The sequence below is a fragment of the Kitasatospora sp. NBC_00039 genome (assembly GCF_045160625.1).
In the GTDB taxonomy this organism is placed as follows: Bacteria; Actinomycetota; Actinomycetes; order Streptomycetales; family Streptomycetaceae; genus Kitasatospora.
This window is the reverse complement of record NZ_CP108289.1, coordinates 760,935-774,848: the sequence shown is the minus strand read 5'-3', so window position 1 is coordinate 774,848 and position 13,914 is coordinate 760,935. Positions and strand designations below refer to the sequence as shown.

Annotated in this window: 14 protein-coding genes; 12 read left to right on the top strand and 2 right to left on the bottom strand. The window is 75.6% G+C overall.

What is annotated here, in order from left to right; translation table 11 throughout:
• The first annotated feature begins 58 nt into the window (after nucleotides 1-58).
• The 8 genes from OG286_RS03830 to OG286_RS03795 all read left to right on the top strand — a co-directional run bounded on the left by OG286_RS03830 (nucleotide 59) and on the right by OG286_RS03795 (nucleotide 8,730).
• Complete coding sequence (locus OG286_RS03830; RefSeq protein WP_405363134.1) at nucleotides 59-1,120, top strand: phosphatidylinositol-specific phospholipase C domain-containing protein; 1,062 nt, start codon at nucleotides 59-61, stop codon at nucleotides 1,118-1,120.
• A 175-nt stretch (nucleotides 1,121-1,295) separates the two neighbouring features.
• Nucleotides 1,296-2,279 (top strand): DUF4129 domain-containing protein, encoded by a 984-nt coding sequence (locus OG286_RS03825; protein ID WP_396322342.1) that lies wholly within the window; start codon nucleotides 1,296-1,298, stop codon nucleotides 2,277-2,279.
• Nucleotides 2,276-2,773 carry a hypothetical protein gene (locus tag OG286_RS03820; RefSeq protein ID WP_396322343.1) on the top strand — a complete coding sequence of 166 codons (498 nt, stop codon included), beginning with the start codon at nucleotides 2,276-2,278 and terminating at the stop codon, nucleotides 2,771-2,773. Before OG286_RS03825 ends, OG286_RS03820 begins: the two co-directional genes overlap by 4 nt.
• A 104-nt stretch (nucleotides 2,774-2,877) precedes the next feature.
• The gene (locus OG286_RS03815) at nucleotides 2,878-3,948 is read left to right on the top strand and encodes an AAA family ATPase (RefSeq protein ID WP_396322344.1); all 1,071 of its coding nucleotides are present in this window, start codon (nucleotides 2,878-2,880) and stop codon (nucleotides 3,946-3,948) included.
• Between the two features lie 200 nt (nucleotides 3,949-4,148).
• The gene (locus tag OG286_RS03810; RefSeq protein WP_396322345.1) at nucleotides 4,149-5,555 is read left to right on the top strand and encodes a DUF58 domain-containing protein; all 1,407 of its coding nucleotides are present in this window, start codon (nucleotides 4,149-4,151) and stop codon (nucleotides 5,553-5,555) included.
• A 50-nt stretch (nucleotides 5,556-5,605) separates the two neighbouring features.
• Complete coding sequence (locus OG286_RS03805; protein WP_396322346.1) at nucleotides 5,606-6,211, top strand: hypothetical protein; 606 nt, start codon at nucleotides 5,606-5,608, stop codon at nucleotides 6,209-6,211.
• Between the two features lie 54 nt (nucleotides 6,212-6,265).
• Nucleotides 6,266-7,021 carry an alpha/beta fold hydrolase gene (locus OG286_RS03800; protein ID WP_396322347.1) on the top strand — a complete coding sequence of 252 codons (756 nt, stop codon included), beginning with the start codon at nucleotides 6,266-6,268 and terminating at the stop codon, nucleotides 7,019-7,021.
• A 239-nt stretch (nucleotides 7,022-7,260) separates the two neighbouring features.
• A complete protein-coding gene (locus OG286_RS03795) occupies nucleotides 7,261-8,730 on the top strand; it encodes a glutamate synthase subunit beta (protein ID WP_396322396.1) in 1,470 nt (489 codons plus the stop codon).
• A gap of 13 nt (nucleotides 8,731-8,743) precedes the next feature.
• On the opposite strand, the gene OG286_RS03790 is transcribed toward OG286_RS03795, so the two are convergent.
• Nucleotides 8,744-9,754, bottom strand: coding sequence for an NADP-dependent oxidoreductase (locus tag OG286_RS03790; RefSeq protein ID WP_396322348.1), 1,011 nt, complete (start codon nucleotides 9,752-9,754; stop codon nucleotides 8,744-8,746).
• Nucleotides 9,755-10,105: 351 nt separating this feature from the next.
• Between OG286_RS03790 and OG286_RS03785 the strand changes: the two genes are divergently transcribed.
• The 3 genes from OG286_RS03785 to OG286_RS03775 all read left to right on the top strand — a co-directional run bounded on the left by OG286_RS03785 (nucleotide 10,106) and on the right by OG286_RS03775 (nucleotide 12,685).
• Nucleotides 10,106-11,440 (top strand): YhgE/Pip domain-containing protein, encoded by a 1,335-nt coding sequence (locus OG286_RS03785; RefSeq protein ID WP_405364731.1) that lies wholly within the window; start codon nucleotides 10,106-10,108, stop codon nucleotides 11,438-11,440.
• Nucleotides 11,441-11,507: 67 nt separating this feature from the next.
• Complete coding sequence (locus OG286_RS03780) at nucleotides 11,508-12,032, top strand: TetR/AcrR family transcriptional regulator (RefSeq protein ID WP_396322350.1); 525 nt, start codon at nucleotides 11,508-11,510, stop codon at nucleotides 12,030-12,032.
• On the top strand, nucleotides 12,029-12,685 hold the full coding sequence (locus tag OG286_RS03775) for a GPP34 family phosphoprotein (RefSeq protein WP_396322351.1): 657 nt from the start codon (nucleotides 12,029-12,031) through the stop codon (nucleotides 12,683-12,685). Before OG286_RS03780 ends, OG286_RS03775 begins: the two co-directional genes overlap by 4 nt.
• Before the next feature lie 114 nt (nucleotides 12,686-12,799).
• On the opposite strand, the gene OG286_RS03770 is transcribed toward OG286_RS03775, so the two are convergent.
• Complete coding sequence (locus OG286_RS03770) at nucleotides 12,800-13,168, bottom strand: hypothetical protein (RefSeq protein WP_396322352.1); 369 nt, start codon at nucleotides 13,166-13,168, stop codon at nucleotides 12,800-12,802.
• 199 nt (nucleotides 13,169-13,367) lie between these two features.
• On the opposite strand from OG286_RS03770, the gene OG286_RS03765 reads away from it, so the two are divergent.
• Entirely contained in the window at nucleotides 13,368-13,886 is a 519-nt protein-coding gene (locus OG286_RS03765; RefSeq protein ID WP_405363143.1) for a DUF4240 domain-containing protein, read from the top strand.
• Nucleotides 13,887-13,914 lie beyond the last annotated feature (28 nt).

Here is a 13,914-nt window from a genome sequence, read left to right as displayed (position 1 = left end):
GGTCCGGCATCGTCCGAAGACGACCGCCGTACGAGTTCTGACAAGGGGACAAGTCATCGTGACCGCACGCCGCGCCCTCGCCGGCACCATCGCCACCGGTCTGCTCGCCGCGGCCGCCACCGCCCTCCTGCCGGCCACGTCGGCCGACGCGAGCGGCCCCGCCGAGCTGCCCTTCGGCTCGGCCACCACCGTCGGGATCCACAACACCTACGACCCGGCCGCGTTCGGCTACCTCGCCCAGGGCCTGGACACCGGCACCGGCATGATCGAACTCGACGCGTGGACGGACACCGTCACCAAGGAGTGGAAGGTCAGCCACTCCAACCCGCTGGGAAACGCCAACAACTGCGCCGCCGCCGGCACGCCCGCGCAGCTCTACAGCGGCGGCACCAACAAGAACCTGGAGACCTGCCTCGACGACGTCCGGATCTGGCTCGGGGCCCACCCCGCCGCCGGCCCGCTGGTCGTCAAGCTGGAGCTGAAGGCGGGCTTCGCCGGCAACCGCGGCATGGGCCCCGCCCAGCTCGACTCGCTGATATCCGCCCACCTCGGCCCCGCCGTCTTCCGCCCCGCCGACCTGCTCGCCAAGCCCGGCGGCGGCAGCTACCCGAACGCCGACGAGGCCGCCCGCGCCGGCAACTGGCCGAGCCGTGCGGCGCTCGCCGGCCGGGTGCTGGTGTACGTCATCCCCGGGTCGTTCGAGGAGGGCAACCCCTTCGACACCCTGCCCACCGACGTCGAGTACGGGCGGCACCTGCGCGACCTCGCCGCGGCCGGCCGGATCGGTGACGCCCAGGTGTTCCCCGCCGTCCACGGCGCCGCAGCCGGCGACCCCCGCACCAAGTACGCGGAGACGGCGATCCGCCCGTGGTTCGTCGTCTTCGACGGCGACGCCGCCGCGTACACCGGCGGGACGGACACCTCCTGGTACGACAGCCGGCACTACCTGCTGACGATGACCGATGCCCAGAACGTCGCCCCCGCGATCAGCGCGACCGACCCGACGGCCGACCAGGCCCGCGCCCGCACCGAGCAGCTCGCCCGGGCCCACGCGAGCATCGTCTCCAGCGACTGGCGCAAGCTCCCCGCCGTCCAGTCCCTCGTACTCCCCCGGGGCTGACCCTCCCGAGGCTGACGGTCCCGGGGCTGACCGTCCCGGGGCCGATCACCCCCGCCCGGCGGCACGGCCGGAGGCCGTTGCCCGGCAGCCTCCAGGGGGATGACAACGCGACAGTTGGTGTGCGACGCTGCACCTCGCGCGTGATCATCCGCGCTGCGGAGGACTGGGGGGCCGCGTGAGCGACGAAGTGCCGTCGGGCGCGCCGGAGCGTGCCCGAAGATGGTCCGGCCGGTGGCCGGCGGGCGTGCTGGTGGTGGCCGGGCTCCTGGTGTCCGCGGCGGCGCTGCGGCCGGACGGAGGGCTGCTCGGGACGGCGGCCACCGGGCCGGCGGGGGCCGCGGGGCTGGTGGTGCTGCTCGGGGCCGGGTGGGCGGTGGTCGTCGGCCGGTTCGCGATGCGCTTCCGGGAGGAGGTCCGCCACCTGGACGGGCCGACGCCGTGGGCCGAGCGGCTGCGGCAGGGCGCCTCCGTGCTGCTGCCCGGGGCCGCGGTCGCGGTGCCGGTGCTGATGTACCTCTTCCGCCTCCGGGCCTCCGGGGCGGACGACCCACCGGCGGTGCCCCTGGAGCCGCTGCCGACGCTCTCGACCCGGCCGACCCCGCCACCGTCGATGGCCGTCGACGAGGGGTCCGGGAGCCTGTTCGGGTTGGTGTTCGCGGGACTGATCGCCGTGCTGGCCGTTGCGGCGGTGATCGCGCTCCTGGTGGTCCTCGTTTCGGGGTTGCGGCGCCTGCGCCTCCACCGGGAGGGGCCGGCGTCGTCGCTGCCCGCGGCCCCGCCGCGCCCCGAGGACGTTCTCGCGGCCGCCGTGGCCACCGGCCGCCGCGCGCTGAGCGGTGACGACGCGCGTGCCGCGGTGATCGCCTGCTACGCCGCGATGGAGGGCTCGTTGGCGGCCTCCGGGGTGTCCCGGCGTGTCTGCGACAGCCCGGCCGAGCTGCTGGAGCGGGCGGTGGCCGACGACCGCGTCGACCGCTTCCACGCGAAGGCGCTCACCGAGCTGTTCCGGGAGGCGCGCTACTCGACCCACCCGATGGACGACGCCCACGTGCGCCGGGCCCAGACGGCCCTGGACGCCATCTCGGCCCACCTGGAGAGCCGCGCGGAGGAGCCGCCCGCGCCCGTCGCGGCCGCGGGCAGGACAGGAGACCGCCGGTGACGACCGACCAGCAGCTGACCGGCTCGGTCCGGCACAGCCTGATCGAGCTGACCGTGGTGGGCGTCCTGGCGGAGATCGTGTTCGCCCTGGTCGGCGGCGCGCCCGCGGCCGGCGCCGGGGCGGTCGTGCTGACCGCCGTGGCCCTGGTCACCGGCCGGTACGTCGCCGGCGCCGGGTTCGGGGAGGAGGGCCTGCGCCAGCGCGCGCGGGTGATGGAGGCGCACGAGCCCGGGCTCGGTGACTGGCGCTGGACCATCCACCACGGGCTCGACCCGCAGGGCGACGGCCAACCGCTGCGCGGCCGGCTCCAACGGCTCTATGCCGCACGGCTGTCGGAGGCGCACGGGCTCTCGCTCCCCGCCGACCGCGACCGGGCCGCCGAACTGGTGGGCCCCCGACTCTGGCCCTGGATCGACCCCGAGGCCGCGGCCCCGGCGGCGACCGTTCCGGCGCCGGTCCTGCTCGCCCTCGTCGACCGGCTCGAATCCCTCTAGCCGAGGAGCCGGCCCCGCACCGCCACCCCACAGCACTGCACCCCTACCTCACGGCACCCCACCACCACCTCACGGCACCGCACCGCAGCCCCTTCAGGAGAGCCATGACCGCCGTTCCCCAGGCCCCCGCCGCCCCGGACGCCGCACCCACGCCGGAGGCCCCGGCCGCGCCGGCCGCCGTGCCGACCCCGCAGGAGGCCGGCAAGCGCGCCCGCGCGGTGGTCGAGGAGATCGAACGGGCCGTGGTGGGCAAGCCCGAGGCCCTCCGCCTGGTGATGCTGGGTGTGCTGGCCGGCGGTCACGTACTCATCGAGGACCTGCCCGGGCTCGGCAAGACCCTGCTGGCGCGCTCCTTCGCGACCACCCTCGGGCTGGACTTCCGCCGGATCCAGTTCACCCCCGACCTGCTGCCCTCGGACGTGACCGGCGCGCCCTTCTACGACCGGAGCAGCGGGGAGATGGTGTTCAAGCCCGGCCCGCTCTTCACGCAGCTCCTGCTGGCCGACGAGATCAACCGCACCCCGCCGAAGACCCAGGCGGCGCTGCTGGAGGCGATGGCCGAGGGCCAGGTCTCCGTGGACGGGGCCACCCGCCGGCTGCCGCAGCCGTTCGCGGTGATCGCCACCGCCAATCCGATCGAGTACGAGGGCACCTACTCGCTGCCGGAGGCGCAGCTCGACCGCTTCCTCCTGCGGGTCCGGATGGGGTACCTGTCCACCGGGCTGGAGGCGGCGATGCTCCGGGCCCGGCTGGACCGGTCGGCGCCCGAGCCGGTCCTGGAGACGGTCAGCAGCCCGGCCGAACTGCTCGCCATGCGTGCGGCGGTGGAGCAGGTCGAGGTGGACGACGACCTGGTCGAGTACGTGGTCGCGCTGGTCGACGCCACCCGCAACGACCAGCAGATCCAGGTCGGGGCCTCGCCCCGCGGCGGTCTCGCGCTGATCCAGCTGGCCCGGGCCCGCGCGATGATGGAGGGCCGCGACTACCTGACGCCGGAGGACGTCAAGGCGCTGGCCGTGCCCGCCCTGGCCCACCGCGTCACGCTCAAGCCGGAGTTGTGGGTCCGTCAGATCGAGGCGGACGACGTGGTGGCGGGGCTGGTCGCCACCGTCCCGGCGCCGCAGACCCTGCCGAGGGCGGCGGACGCGGAACGCTCCTCGGGCGGCGCCCGGTGAGTCCCGCGCCACCGGCCGAACCCACGGGACCCGCCGGGCGCACGGGCCCCGCCGAACCTGCCGGACCCGCCGGACCCGCCGGACCTGCCGGAGCCAACCGGCCTGCCGGAGACCCCGGCCCCGCCGGGCAGCCCGGAGACCGTGCCGGGGAGCGGGCCCGGCGACTCGCCGCGCAGACCGCCGGCCCCGGCCGCCGCCCCGTGCGGCGGCTGGCCTCGGCGCCCGCCAGCACCGACCGCAAGCCCTCCGCCCCCACCACGGCACGACCCCCCGCCCGAGCGCACGACCGGGTCACCGCCCGCCTGCTGGCCCGCAGCGCCCGGGCCACCGTGGCCGGCCTGCCGAGCACCCCGCCCTCGCCGCACTGGCGGGTCGGTGAGCAGAGCCTGCGCCTGCTCACCGTGGCCGCCGTCGCGTCCGTCGCCGCGCTGGCCACCGGGCACGCGTGGCTGCTCGCCCTGGCCGCCGGCCCCGCCGTCCTGCTGGCGCTCGCCGCCCCGGGCCGCAGCAGACCGTCCTGGCTGACCGCGGAGAGCACGGCCGAACCGCGCCGCTGCTTCGAGGGCGAGCAGATCGTCGTGCGGATCACCGTCCGGCACGACGGGCGCATCGGCCCGCTCGACCCGACCATCGCGCTCGGCCCCGGCGTGGCCCTGGAGGCGCTCACCGTCGGCGCGACCGGGGTGGACCTCGTCCTGCGCACCCGGAGCTGGGGCCGGTGGACCCTGGGCGCCGTCGACGTCGACGTCTACGACGCCGGGGGCCTGACCCGCCGCACGGTGCGCAGCGACCTCGGTGAGGTGGACGTCTTCCCGGTGCCCAGCGCCTCGCGGCTCACCCCGATCCCGGTCCGGCTGCCCGAACGGCTCGGCGAGCACACCACCGCCCAGGAGGGCACCGGCGTCGAGGTGGTCGGGGTGCGCCCGCACGTGCCGGGCGAACGCCAGCGGCGCATCCACTGGCCGTCGACCACTCGCCGCGACGCCGTCCAGATCAACCAGTTCGCAGCCGAGCGGGCCGCCGACGCGGTCGTCCTGCTGGACGCGCTGGCCGACTTCCGGGACGCGGCCACCGGACTGTCCAGCCTGGACGAGACGCTGCGCGCGGCCGGCGGGCTGACCCGCGCCTACCTGCGCCGGCACGACCGGGTCGGCCTGATCGCGGTCGGCGGGACGCTGCGCTGGCTGACCGCCGGCACCGGGGACCGCCAGTTCTACCGGATGGTGGAGAGCGTGCTGGAAGTCCGGCAGGACCGCCGCCACCGCGGCCCCGCCCTCCCGCGGCTTCCACTGCCCGCGCTGCCCGGCCACGCGCTGGTGTACGCGTTCACCTCGCTCGCCGACCAGCGGATCCTGGAGGTGCTCGGGCAGGTCCGCGAGCGCGGCAACCCGCTGGTGGTGGTGGAGATCCCGGCCGGCGAGCCGCCCGTGGCGCCCGGCGACGAGATCGACGCCCTCGCCCTGCGGCTCTGGCACGCCGAGCGCGAGGCGATGCGCTCGGCCCTGCGCACGAAGGGCATCCCGGTGGCCCGCTACGTCCCGGGGGAGACGCTCGACCTGGCGCTCGCGCCCCTGCTGCGCCGCCGGATCGGGGGAGGAGTCCGATGACCGCCGGTCCTGGCTTGCACGTGGGTCCGAAGAACGTGGATCCGAAGAACATGGATCCGAACAATGCGCGGCCGAAGAACGTGGATCCGCACCACGGCAGCCCGAGGAGTACAGCGAGCGTGCCGCCGAAGCGCTGGCCGGAGCGTGCCGCGCTGCGCGTCACGGGCGCCGCCCTGGCGCTCGCCGCCGCGGGGCCGGCGGGCAGCCCCGGCAGTGCCGTGGACCGGTTCGGGCCGGCCGCCGCCGTGGTCGCCGTCGTCCTCGCCGCCGCGGTCGCCGTGCCGCCGGTGGACGCGCCGCGCCGTCCGGTCGGCTGGCCCGCCCGGCTCCTGGCGGGCCGCGCCACCGTGCTGCCCGCCGGGGCCGTAGTGCTCGCCGCGCCGGGCGAGCCGCCGTTCTGGCAGGCCGCGGCGGTGGCCGTCCTGGTGACCGGCTACCTGCTGTTGGTCGACGCCTTCGGCCCGCACCGCCGCACGGCCCGGCCGGCGCACGCGGTGGCCGCGGTCGCCGCGTCCGTCCTGGTCCTGCCGGTCGCGTTCGCGCCGACCGGGGCGGGTGAGTGGTCGCGCCCGGTGGCGGTGCTCGGGCTGGTGGCGGCCGCCTGCGGCACCGGTCTGGCGGTCTGGCCCCACCGGCGTGGGCTGGGCCGGGAGTAGCCCGGCGGCCGAGGGGAAGGTACCCGCCGTCACACCACCCCAAGGGAGCCTCCCATGACGAACGGTCACCGAACCATCGGAGACGGTGCGCACAAGGTCCTCGTCCTGCACGACTGGTTCGGTACCAGCGCCGGTTGGGGCCAGTTCCTCGACCACCTGGATCCGGAGGCCTTCGCCTACGCCTTACCGGACTACCGCGGCTACGGCGAACGGCGAGACGTGGAGGGCGAGTTCACCCTCGCCGAGATCGCGTCGGACGCGCTCGCCCTGGCCGACCGGCTGGGCTGGGACGGCTTCTCCGTGGTCGGCCACTCGATGGGCGGAAAGGCGGCGCAGCGCGTCCTCGCCGAGGCGCCCGGCCGGGTGCGGAAGCTGGTCGGGGTGGCTCCGGTCCCGGCGAGCGCCTTCCCGCTGGAGGGCGATGCGTACGACCTCTTCCACGGTGCGGCCGAGCACCCGGCCAACCGGCGGGCCATCCTCGACCTGGTCACCGGGAACCGCGCCTGCGCGCGCTGGCTGGACGCGATGACGGCCCGCTCGGTGGCCGGCTCCCGCCCGGAGGCGGTGGCCGGCTACCTCCGGGACTGGACCACCCAGGACTTCGCGGCCAAGGTCGCCGGGAGCACCCTCCCGGTCAAGGTCTTCGTCGGCGAGCACGACCCGGCCCTGTCCGCCGAGGTGATGCGGCAGACCTGGCTGGCGCACTACCCGCAGGCGGAGCTGGAGGTCCTCGCCAACTCCGGCCACTACCCGATGCACGAGGTGCCGGTGGCCTTCGCCACCGCCCTGGAGGCCTTCCTGAAGGCCTGAGCGGCCCCCTCCGCGACAGCCGCCGACCCGCCTCCGACGTCCGACCGCCGGGTCCGCCGACCCACTGGGCCGGCCGCCCGGCGGCCGGCCCGCCCCCGTCCCTCCCGCCGGGCGGTTCGCAGGCGTACGGTGGCCACACACGGTGACGCGCAGCCCGGCGGCGCGCCCGACCGGCCCGGTACGGCGGCGTCACCGCCCCGCGTTGGCACGCCCTGCCGGAGACCGCGATGGCTGATTCCATGGCCGACCGCATGGCCTTCTTCACCACGCCCCGCCGGGCGCGCGAGCGCCGGCCCCCGCAGGAGCGGCTGGGGGACTGGCACGAGGTCTACCGGGAGGGGGCGCTGCTGCCGGTCATCGGCGCCCAGGCCGCCCGCTGCATGGACTGCGGCCTGCCGTTCTGCCACCACGCCTGCCCGCTGGGCAACGTCATCCCCGACTGGAACACCCTGGTCGCCCATGACGACTGGGGCGCGGCCGCCGCACGACTGCTGGCGACCAACAACTTCCCCGAGTTCACCGGCCGGCTCTGCCCCGCCCCCTGCGAGAGCGCCTGCGTGCTGGCGATCGACGCCGAGGCCGTGACGATCAAGAACGTGGAGCTGGCGATCGCCGACCGGGCCTGGGAGGACGGCTACGACCGGCCGCAGCCGCCGGAGCGGATGAGCGGCCTGCGGGTGGCGGTGGTCGGTTCGGGGCCGGCCGGCCTGGCCGCCGCCCAGCAGCTGACCCGGGCGGGGCACACCACGACCGTGTACGAGCGCGCCGACCGGATCGGCGGGCTGCTGCGGTACGGCATCCCGCCGTTCCGGCTGGAGAAGCACCGGCTGGACCGGCGGATCGACCAGATGGCGGCGGAGGGCACCCGGTTCCGCACCGGGGTGGCGGTCGGCCGGGACGTGTCCGCGGACGGCCTGCGCGCCCGGTGCGACGCGCTGGTGGTCGCGGTCGGGGCCACCGCCTGCCGGGACCTCCCGGTGCCCGGCCGCCGGCTGCCCGGGGTGCACCAGGCGATCACCTATCTGACCCTGGCCAACCGGGTCGACGAGGGCGACTGCCAGGCCTCCCCGCTGAGCGCCGAGGGGCGCAGCGTGGTGATCGTCGGCGGCGGCGACACCGCCGCCGACTGCCTGGGTACGGTGCTGCGCCAACGGGCTGCCGCCGTCACCCAGTTCGACATCAACCCGCGGCCGCCGGAGCGTCGCGCGCCGGGCCAGCCCTGGCCCGTCCACCCCAAGGTGTACCGGGTGACGACCTCGCACGAGGAGGCCGGGGGCTCGGCGGCCGAGCCGCGGGTGTTCGCGGCGGCCACGGTGGGGTTCGAGGCGGGCGCGGACGGTCGGCTGGCGGCGGTCCGCTTCGCCGAGGCGCGGCCCGGCGACCGCCGCCCCCGGCCGGGGACGGAGCGGACCCTCCCGGCCGAGCTGGCCCTGCTGGCCCTCGGCTTCAACGGCCCGGGGCGCAGGAGCGGCCTGGCCCGCCAACTCGGCCTGGCCGCCGACCGGCAGGGCCGGCTCTCCCGGGACGAGGGCTTCGCGGCCGGGACGGAGGGCGTGTTCGTCGCGGGCGACGCCGGGCGCGGGCAGTCGCTGATCGTCTGGGCGGTCGCCGAGGGCCGGGCGGTGGCCGCGGCCGTCGACCGCTACCTGCGTGGCAGCACCGACCTCCCGGCCCCGGTCGCCCCCTCGGACGGGCCGCTCACGGTCTGAGGGGGCGGAGCGGTCAGACCAGTTCGAGGACGAGCTTGCCGGTGTTCTCGCCGCGGAAGAGCATCTGCAGGGTCTGCGGGAAGTCGTCGACGGTGCCCTTGACCACGTGCTCCAGGGCCTTGATCTGCCCGGAGGCGATCCAGCCGCCGATCTCCCGGGCGGCCTCGGTGAAGCGCGGCGCGTAGTCGAAGACCACGAAGCCCTCCATCCGGGCCCGGCACACCAGCAGCGACAGGTAGTTCGACGGGCCCTGGACGCCCGTGGTGGTGTTGTACTGGCTGATGGCGCCGCAGACCACCACCCGGGCGCGCATCGCCAGATTGGCCAGGGCGGCGTCCAGGATCTCGCCGCCGACGTTGTCGAAGTAGACGTCGATGCCGTCCGGCGCATGGGTGCGCAGCGCCTTCTTGACGTTCTCGGTGCGGTAGTCGATGGCGGCGTCGAAGCCGAGTTCGTCGGTCAGCAGGGCGCACTTCCCGGCCCCGCCGGCGATGCCGACGACCCGGCAGCCCTTCGCCTTGGCGATCTGGCCGGCCATGGTGCCGACGGCGCCCGCCGCGCCCGAGACCACGACCGTCTCGCCCTCCTTGAGCGCCCCGACGTCCAGCAGCCCGAAGTAGGCCGTCATGCCGGGCATGCCCAGCGCGCCGAGGAAGGTCGACGGCGAGGCGGCGGACGCGTCGATCTTCAGTGTGCCCTTGCCGTCGGAGACCACGTGCGACTGGACGCCGAAGGTGCCGGCGACCAGGTCGCCGATCCGGAAGCCCGGGTGGTTGGACTCGGTCACCTCGACCACCGAGCCGGCCCGCATCACCTCGCCGAGGCCGACCGGCGGCAGGTAGGAGGGGCGGTCGTCCAGCCAGCCGCGCATCGCCGGGTCGAGCGAGACGAAGCGGGTCCGCCCGGCGAACTGCCCCTCGCCGGGCGCCGCGGCCGCCTCGGTGACGTGGTCCCAGTCCTCGGGCCCGACCTCGCCCACCGGGCGCCGGGCGAGGCGGATCTGACGGTTCTCTGCGGACAGCATGGCGGCTCCCGATGGCTGGACGTACGACGGAGCCGATTCTAAGCAAGCGCTTAGTCAGTGCGCCAGGGGCAATCGGTCAACCCCTACCGATCCACGACTGATTCCGGCCCGCCCACGCGCCCGGCCGACGTGATCTTCGCCCGGGGCGTTCCGGCCGGTTACCGGGGCGCGGACGCGCTGAAGCACTGAGCGCCGAGCCCCCTTTGCGCGAGCCTCCCCCGCAGTGCCCTTCCCGGGCACCGGGCCGACCGGGTCGGCCCGGTGGGCGGTACGGGCGAGGCGCCACGGCCGGGCGGAGGCGGACGGCTACGTTCGGGCGGGGGCCGACCGAGCGACGTCCACGGGAGAGCCATGACTTCGAACCGGCCTGAGGACGGTGTACGCGCCTGGCAGGTGCTGCGCAACCCCAAGGTCTGGATGGTGCCGACGATCATCATCGGCGCGGTGGCGTTCCTGTTGTCGCTGCTCTACATGGGCGGCATCGTCAACCCGCGCGCCGACCTGGACCGGCTGCCGATCGGCCTGGTCAACTCCGACGGGGGCGCCGTCGTGGGCGGGCAGCAGCAGAACCTCGGCGCGCAGATCACCGCCGGCATCGCCACCGCGCCGGACCCGAAGGGGCAGATCGACTGGCGGGTGCTCGACCGGGCCGGCGCCGACGAGCAGCTGTCCTCGGGCAAGCTCGCGGGGGCGCTGGAGGTCCCCGCCGGCTTCACCGCCGCCGTGGCGGCGATGGGTGCCCCGGCCGGGCCGCAGCCGCCGGCCCGCCCGACGATGACCGTACTGACCAACCCCGGGGTGGGCAGCCTGGCCTCCTCGCTGGCCTCCTCGATCTCGCAGGCGGCCGCGCAGCAGGCCTCGGCGCAGCTCGGCAAGACCCTCACGGCGCAGGCCCAGGCCCAGGCGCAGGCCAAGGCCCAGCCACCGGGCCAGCCGCCCGCCCAGGGCGGCGCGGCGACCAACGCGGCGGCGCTCCAACTGGCGGACCCGGTGACGGTCGAGGTCCGGGTCGGCCACCCCATCGGCCCGCACAGCGGCCTCGGCCTGACCGCGTTCTACTACACGCTGCTGCTCGTCCTCTGCGGCTTCCTGGGCGCGAACGTGATCAGCAACGGTGTCGACGTGGCCCTCGGCTACGCGGCCAGCGAGCTGGGCCCGCTGCGCACCCAGCGGCCGCTGGTGCGGATCAGCCGCACCCAGACGCTGGTCGTCACCAACGTGATGTCGGTCGGGCTGGCCGTGCTGACGTCCAGCCTGGTGATGCTGGCGACGGTGGTGGTCCTCGGGATGGACGCCTCGCACCTGCCGCTGCTCTGGGTCTTCTCGGTCTGCGCCAGCGCGGCGGTGGGGCTCGGCGCGCAGGCGCTGATCGCCGCGTTCGGCGGGATCGGGCAGCTGATCAGCATGTTCGTCTTCATCGCGCTGTCGCTGCCGTCCTCCGGGGCGACCATTCCGCTGCAGGCGCTCCCGGACTTCTACCAGGGGCTGGCGGTGTTCGAGCCGATGCGCCAGCTCAGCGACGGCGTCCGGTCGATCCTCTACTTCGACGCGCGCGCCGACGCGGGGCTTGCGCGGGCCTGGATCATGATCGCGATCGGGACGGTGGCGGCGCTGGTCTTCGGCTTCGCGATGACCAGGTACTACGACCGCAAGGGCCTGCACCGCTTCCACCCCGAGGTGAGCTGAGCGGCACCCGGGATGTCCCGCCGGGACTCATGTCCTCGCACGACATCCCGAGTGTACGGTGGGCGCCGTGAGCATCGAGACGGCCACGGCCACCGGGGAGGCCCCCGAGCGGCGGCGCGACCGCAAGGCCCGCCGGACCCGGGAGTCGCTGGCCGCCGCCGCCCTCCGGCTGGTGCTGGAACGGGGCCTGGCCGCCGTCTCCGTCGAGGACATCACCGACCTGGCCGACGTCTCCCCGCGCACCTTCAGCCGGTACTTCCCCTCCCGGGAGGACGCCGTGCTGGATTGCCTGCGGGCCGACTTCGCCCGCATCGACGCCGCCCTGGCCGCCCGCCCGGCCGCCTCGCGCGCCTGGGTCCGGCACCCCGCGGCCGGCGCCGCCGCCCCCGACCTTCCGGACCTCCTCGACCAGGCCTTCGATGTGCTCGCCGCCGAGCCGGTACCCGACGGCCGCGCCGCACCCCTCCCGGGCCCGGCCTCGGTGGGACCGCAGGAGGAGCGAGGCCGGTCAGGTGGTCCCGGAGACGGAGAAGGACTCCGTCCTGCGGACGGATGGCGGGCCGCGCGGGGCGCCGTATCGTCGCTGTCATGAGCCGACCGCTGCACTTGGCCGCCTACCTGCTGGCCTTCGACACCCGGGCCCAGGCCCTCCAGGACCGCACCCGGGCCGGCTTCCTGCTGCGCGCGGCCGCCCTGGCCGAACTCGCCCACCGGGGCGACCTCGCCGAGGACAGGAGCGGCCGGGTCCGGGTCGTGGCGACCGCCCCCGCGGAGGACCGCGTCCTCGACGCGGTGCTCGCCGAGCTGGACTCCCGCCCGCGCAGCTGGAAGTCGTGGATCAGACGGAGCCGGGACGAGACGCTGGAGGCCGTCGAGCAACAGCTCGCGGTGCTCGGCGTGCTGACGGTGCAGGACCGCAACCCCTACGGCGCGGTCGAGCCGCTGCGCCCGGTGGCCCTGGCGGATCCGCGCGAGGCACAGGACCTCCAGCTGAGGGCGGCGGAGGTCGTCCGCGGCGGCGGCCCGATCGGTGCGGTCCCGTTCGCCGACGCCGTGCTGGCGGCGCTGGCGGCACACGGGCACCTGCGGCTGGTCGTCTCCCGGCAGGACCGGCGGGACCACGCCGACCGGGTCGCCGCGCTCACCGGCCGGCTGGCCGAGGAGGCGCCGGGCCTGGCCCGGGCGGTGGCCGGCCTGGGGATGACGATGGTCGCCGCACAGGGCGGGATGGGGAGCGGCGGCTGACGGCCTCGCGCTGACGGTCCCGCACTGACGGCCTCGCGCTCACGGCCTCGCGCACCCGGGCCGGCCCGGCGATCAACCTCCGTCGGCGGACGGCACCGACGTCAGGCAGCGACATCAGGGACCGGCCTCACCTCGGCCGGCTCGGACCCGACGGACTTCGTCCAGGTGCCTCGCCTGCCGCCGCGCGAGCAGCTCGTCGACGGGCTCGAGCACGCGATCCCACGCCCGTTCAGCGTCCGCCGAGCCGACGGGCGTTCGCGCACACTCCCGGGCTGCGGTGATGGCCCGGTCGTAGAGGGCCTGGTCGTCCGGTGGCGCGGCCGACCGCTCGCGCCGGAACCACGTGATCAGCCACGGCATGTCCCGGGGCCAGTTCGGGTTCGCCAGTGAACGCACGCGCAGATACCCCAACTGGTCCCACCAGCGGCGGCTGTGCCACTTCCGCGAGTTCGCCGGCGGCAGGCCGTGAGGGAGGTCCTTCATGGACGCATCCTCTCCGGTGGCGGCGCCGTCGGGCTACGAGTTTTCCCGCTCGCCCCGGACGGCGGCCCTGGTGCCCGAGAGCGGGGGCCGGCGTGGCCGCGGGGCCTGTGGCCTGCGGCGTTGTCGGTACCGTCTGACAGGGTCTGCTCCGGCGGGACGACCGCCGATTCGCACACCACGAAGGGCTGGACGCATGGGCATGACTGCGGAAGCGACCGCCACCGACCTGCCGTCGATGACCTGGGCGCGGTTCTGGGAGCTGGTCGAGCTGCTCGGCGGCGAGGCCGGCACCGCGACCTGTGCAGGCATCGAGGCCGGCTGCGAGCGGCTGACCGAGGCGCTGGCCGCCGGAACGGTGGGTCAGATCATCGGCTTCGGCGAGCGCCTCGCGGAGGCGCTGTACGGGATCGACCAGGAGAGTTTCGGCATCCTGCCGGTCGCCGGGCCGGAGCTGTCCGGCGGCGAGCCCTTCCCGCAGTCGGACGACGGTTTCCTGTACGCGCGGGCCGCCGTGGTCGCCGCCGGCCGCCGTACGTACGAGAGCGTCTTCGGCGAGCCGGAGCGGTTCGCACCGTTCACCGGGCGGCACTGCGAGGAGCTGCTCTACGTGCACGAGGAGGCGTACGAGCGGGCGACGGGGGAGGAGTGGGACCGGCTCACCCGCTATGACTACGAGTCCTGCTCCAACCGCGACGGCTGGCCGGGGCGGGGCGACTGAGCGGTCCGGCCCCTGCACGGCCGGCCAC

Coding starts and splice junctions, on each gene's coding strand:
- OG286_RS03815 (WP_396322344.1), top strand. CDS start 2,878: ATGACCGCCGTTCCCCAGGCCCCCGCCGCCCCGGACGCCGCACCCACG.
- OG286_RS03795 (WP_396322396.1), top strand. CDS start 7,261: ATGGCCGACCGCATGGCCTTCTTCACCACGCCCCGCCGGGCGCGCGAG.
- OG286_RS03790 (WP_396322348.1), bottom strand. CDS start 9,754: ATGCTGTCCGCAGAGAACCGTCAGATCCGCCTCGCCCGGCGCCCGGTG.
- OG286_RS03765 (WP_405363143.1), top strand. CDS start 13,368: ATGACTGCGGAAGCGACCGCCACCGACCTGCCGTCGATGACCTGGGCG.
- OG286_RS03770 (WP_396322352.1), bottom strand. CDS start 13,168: ATGAAGGACCTCCCTCACGGCCTGCCGCCGGCGAACTCGCGGAAGTGG.
- OG286_RS03785 (WP_405364731.1), top strand. CDS start 10,106: ATGACTTCGAACCGGCCTGAGGACGGTGTACGCGCCTGGCAGGTGCTG.
- OG286_RS03775 (WP_396322351.1), top strand. CDS start 12,029: ATGAGCCGACCGCTGCACTTGGCCGCCTACCTGCTGGCCTTCGACACC.
- OG286_RS03800 (WP_396322347.1), top strand. CDS start 6,266: ATGACGAACGGTCACCGAACCATCGGAGACGGTGCGCACAAGGTCCTC.
- OG286_RS03805 (WP_396322346.1), top strand. CDS start 5,606: ATGGATCCGAACAATGCGCGGCCGAAGAACGTGGATCCGCACCACGGC.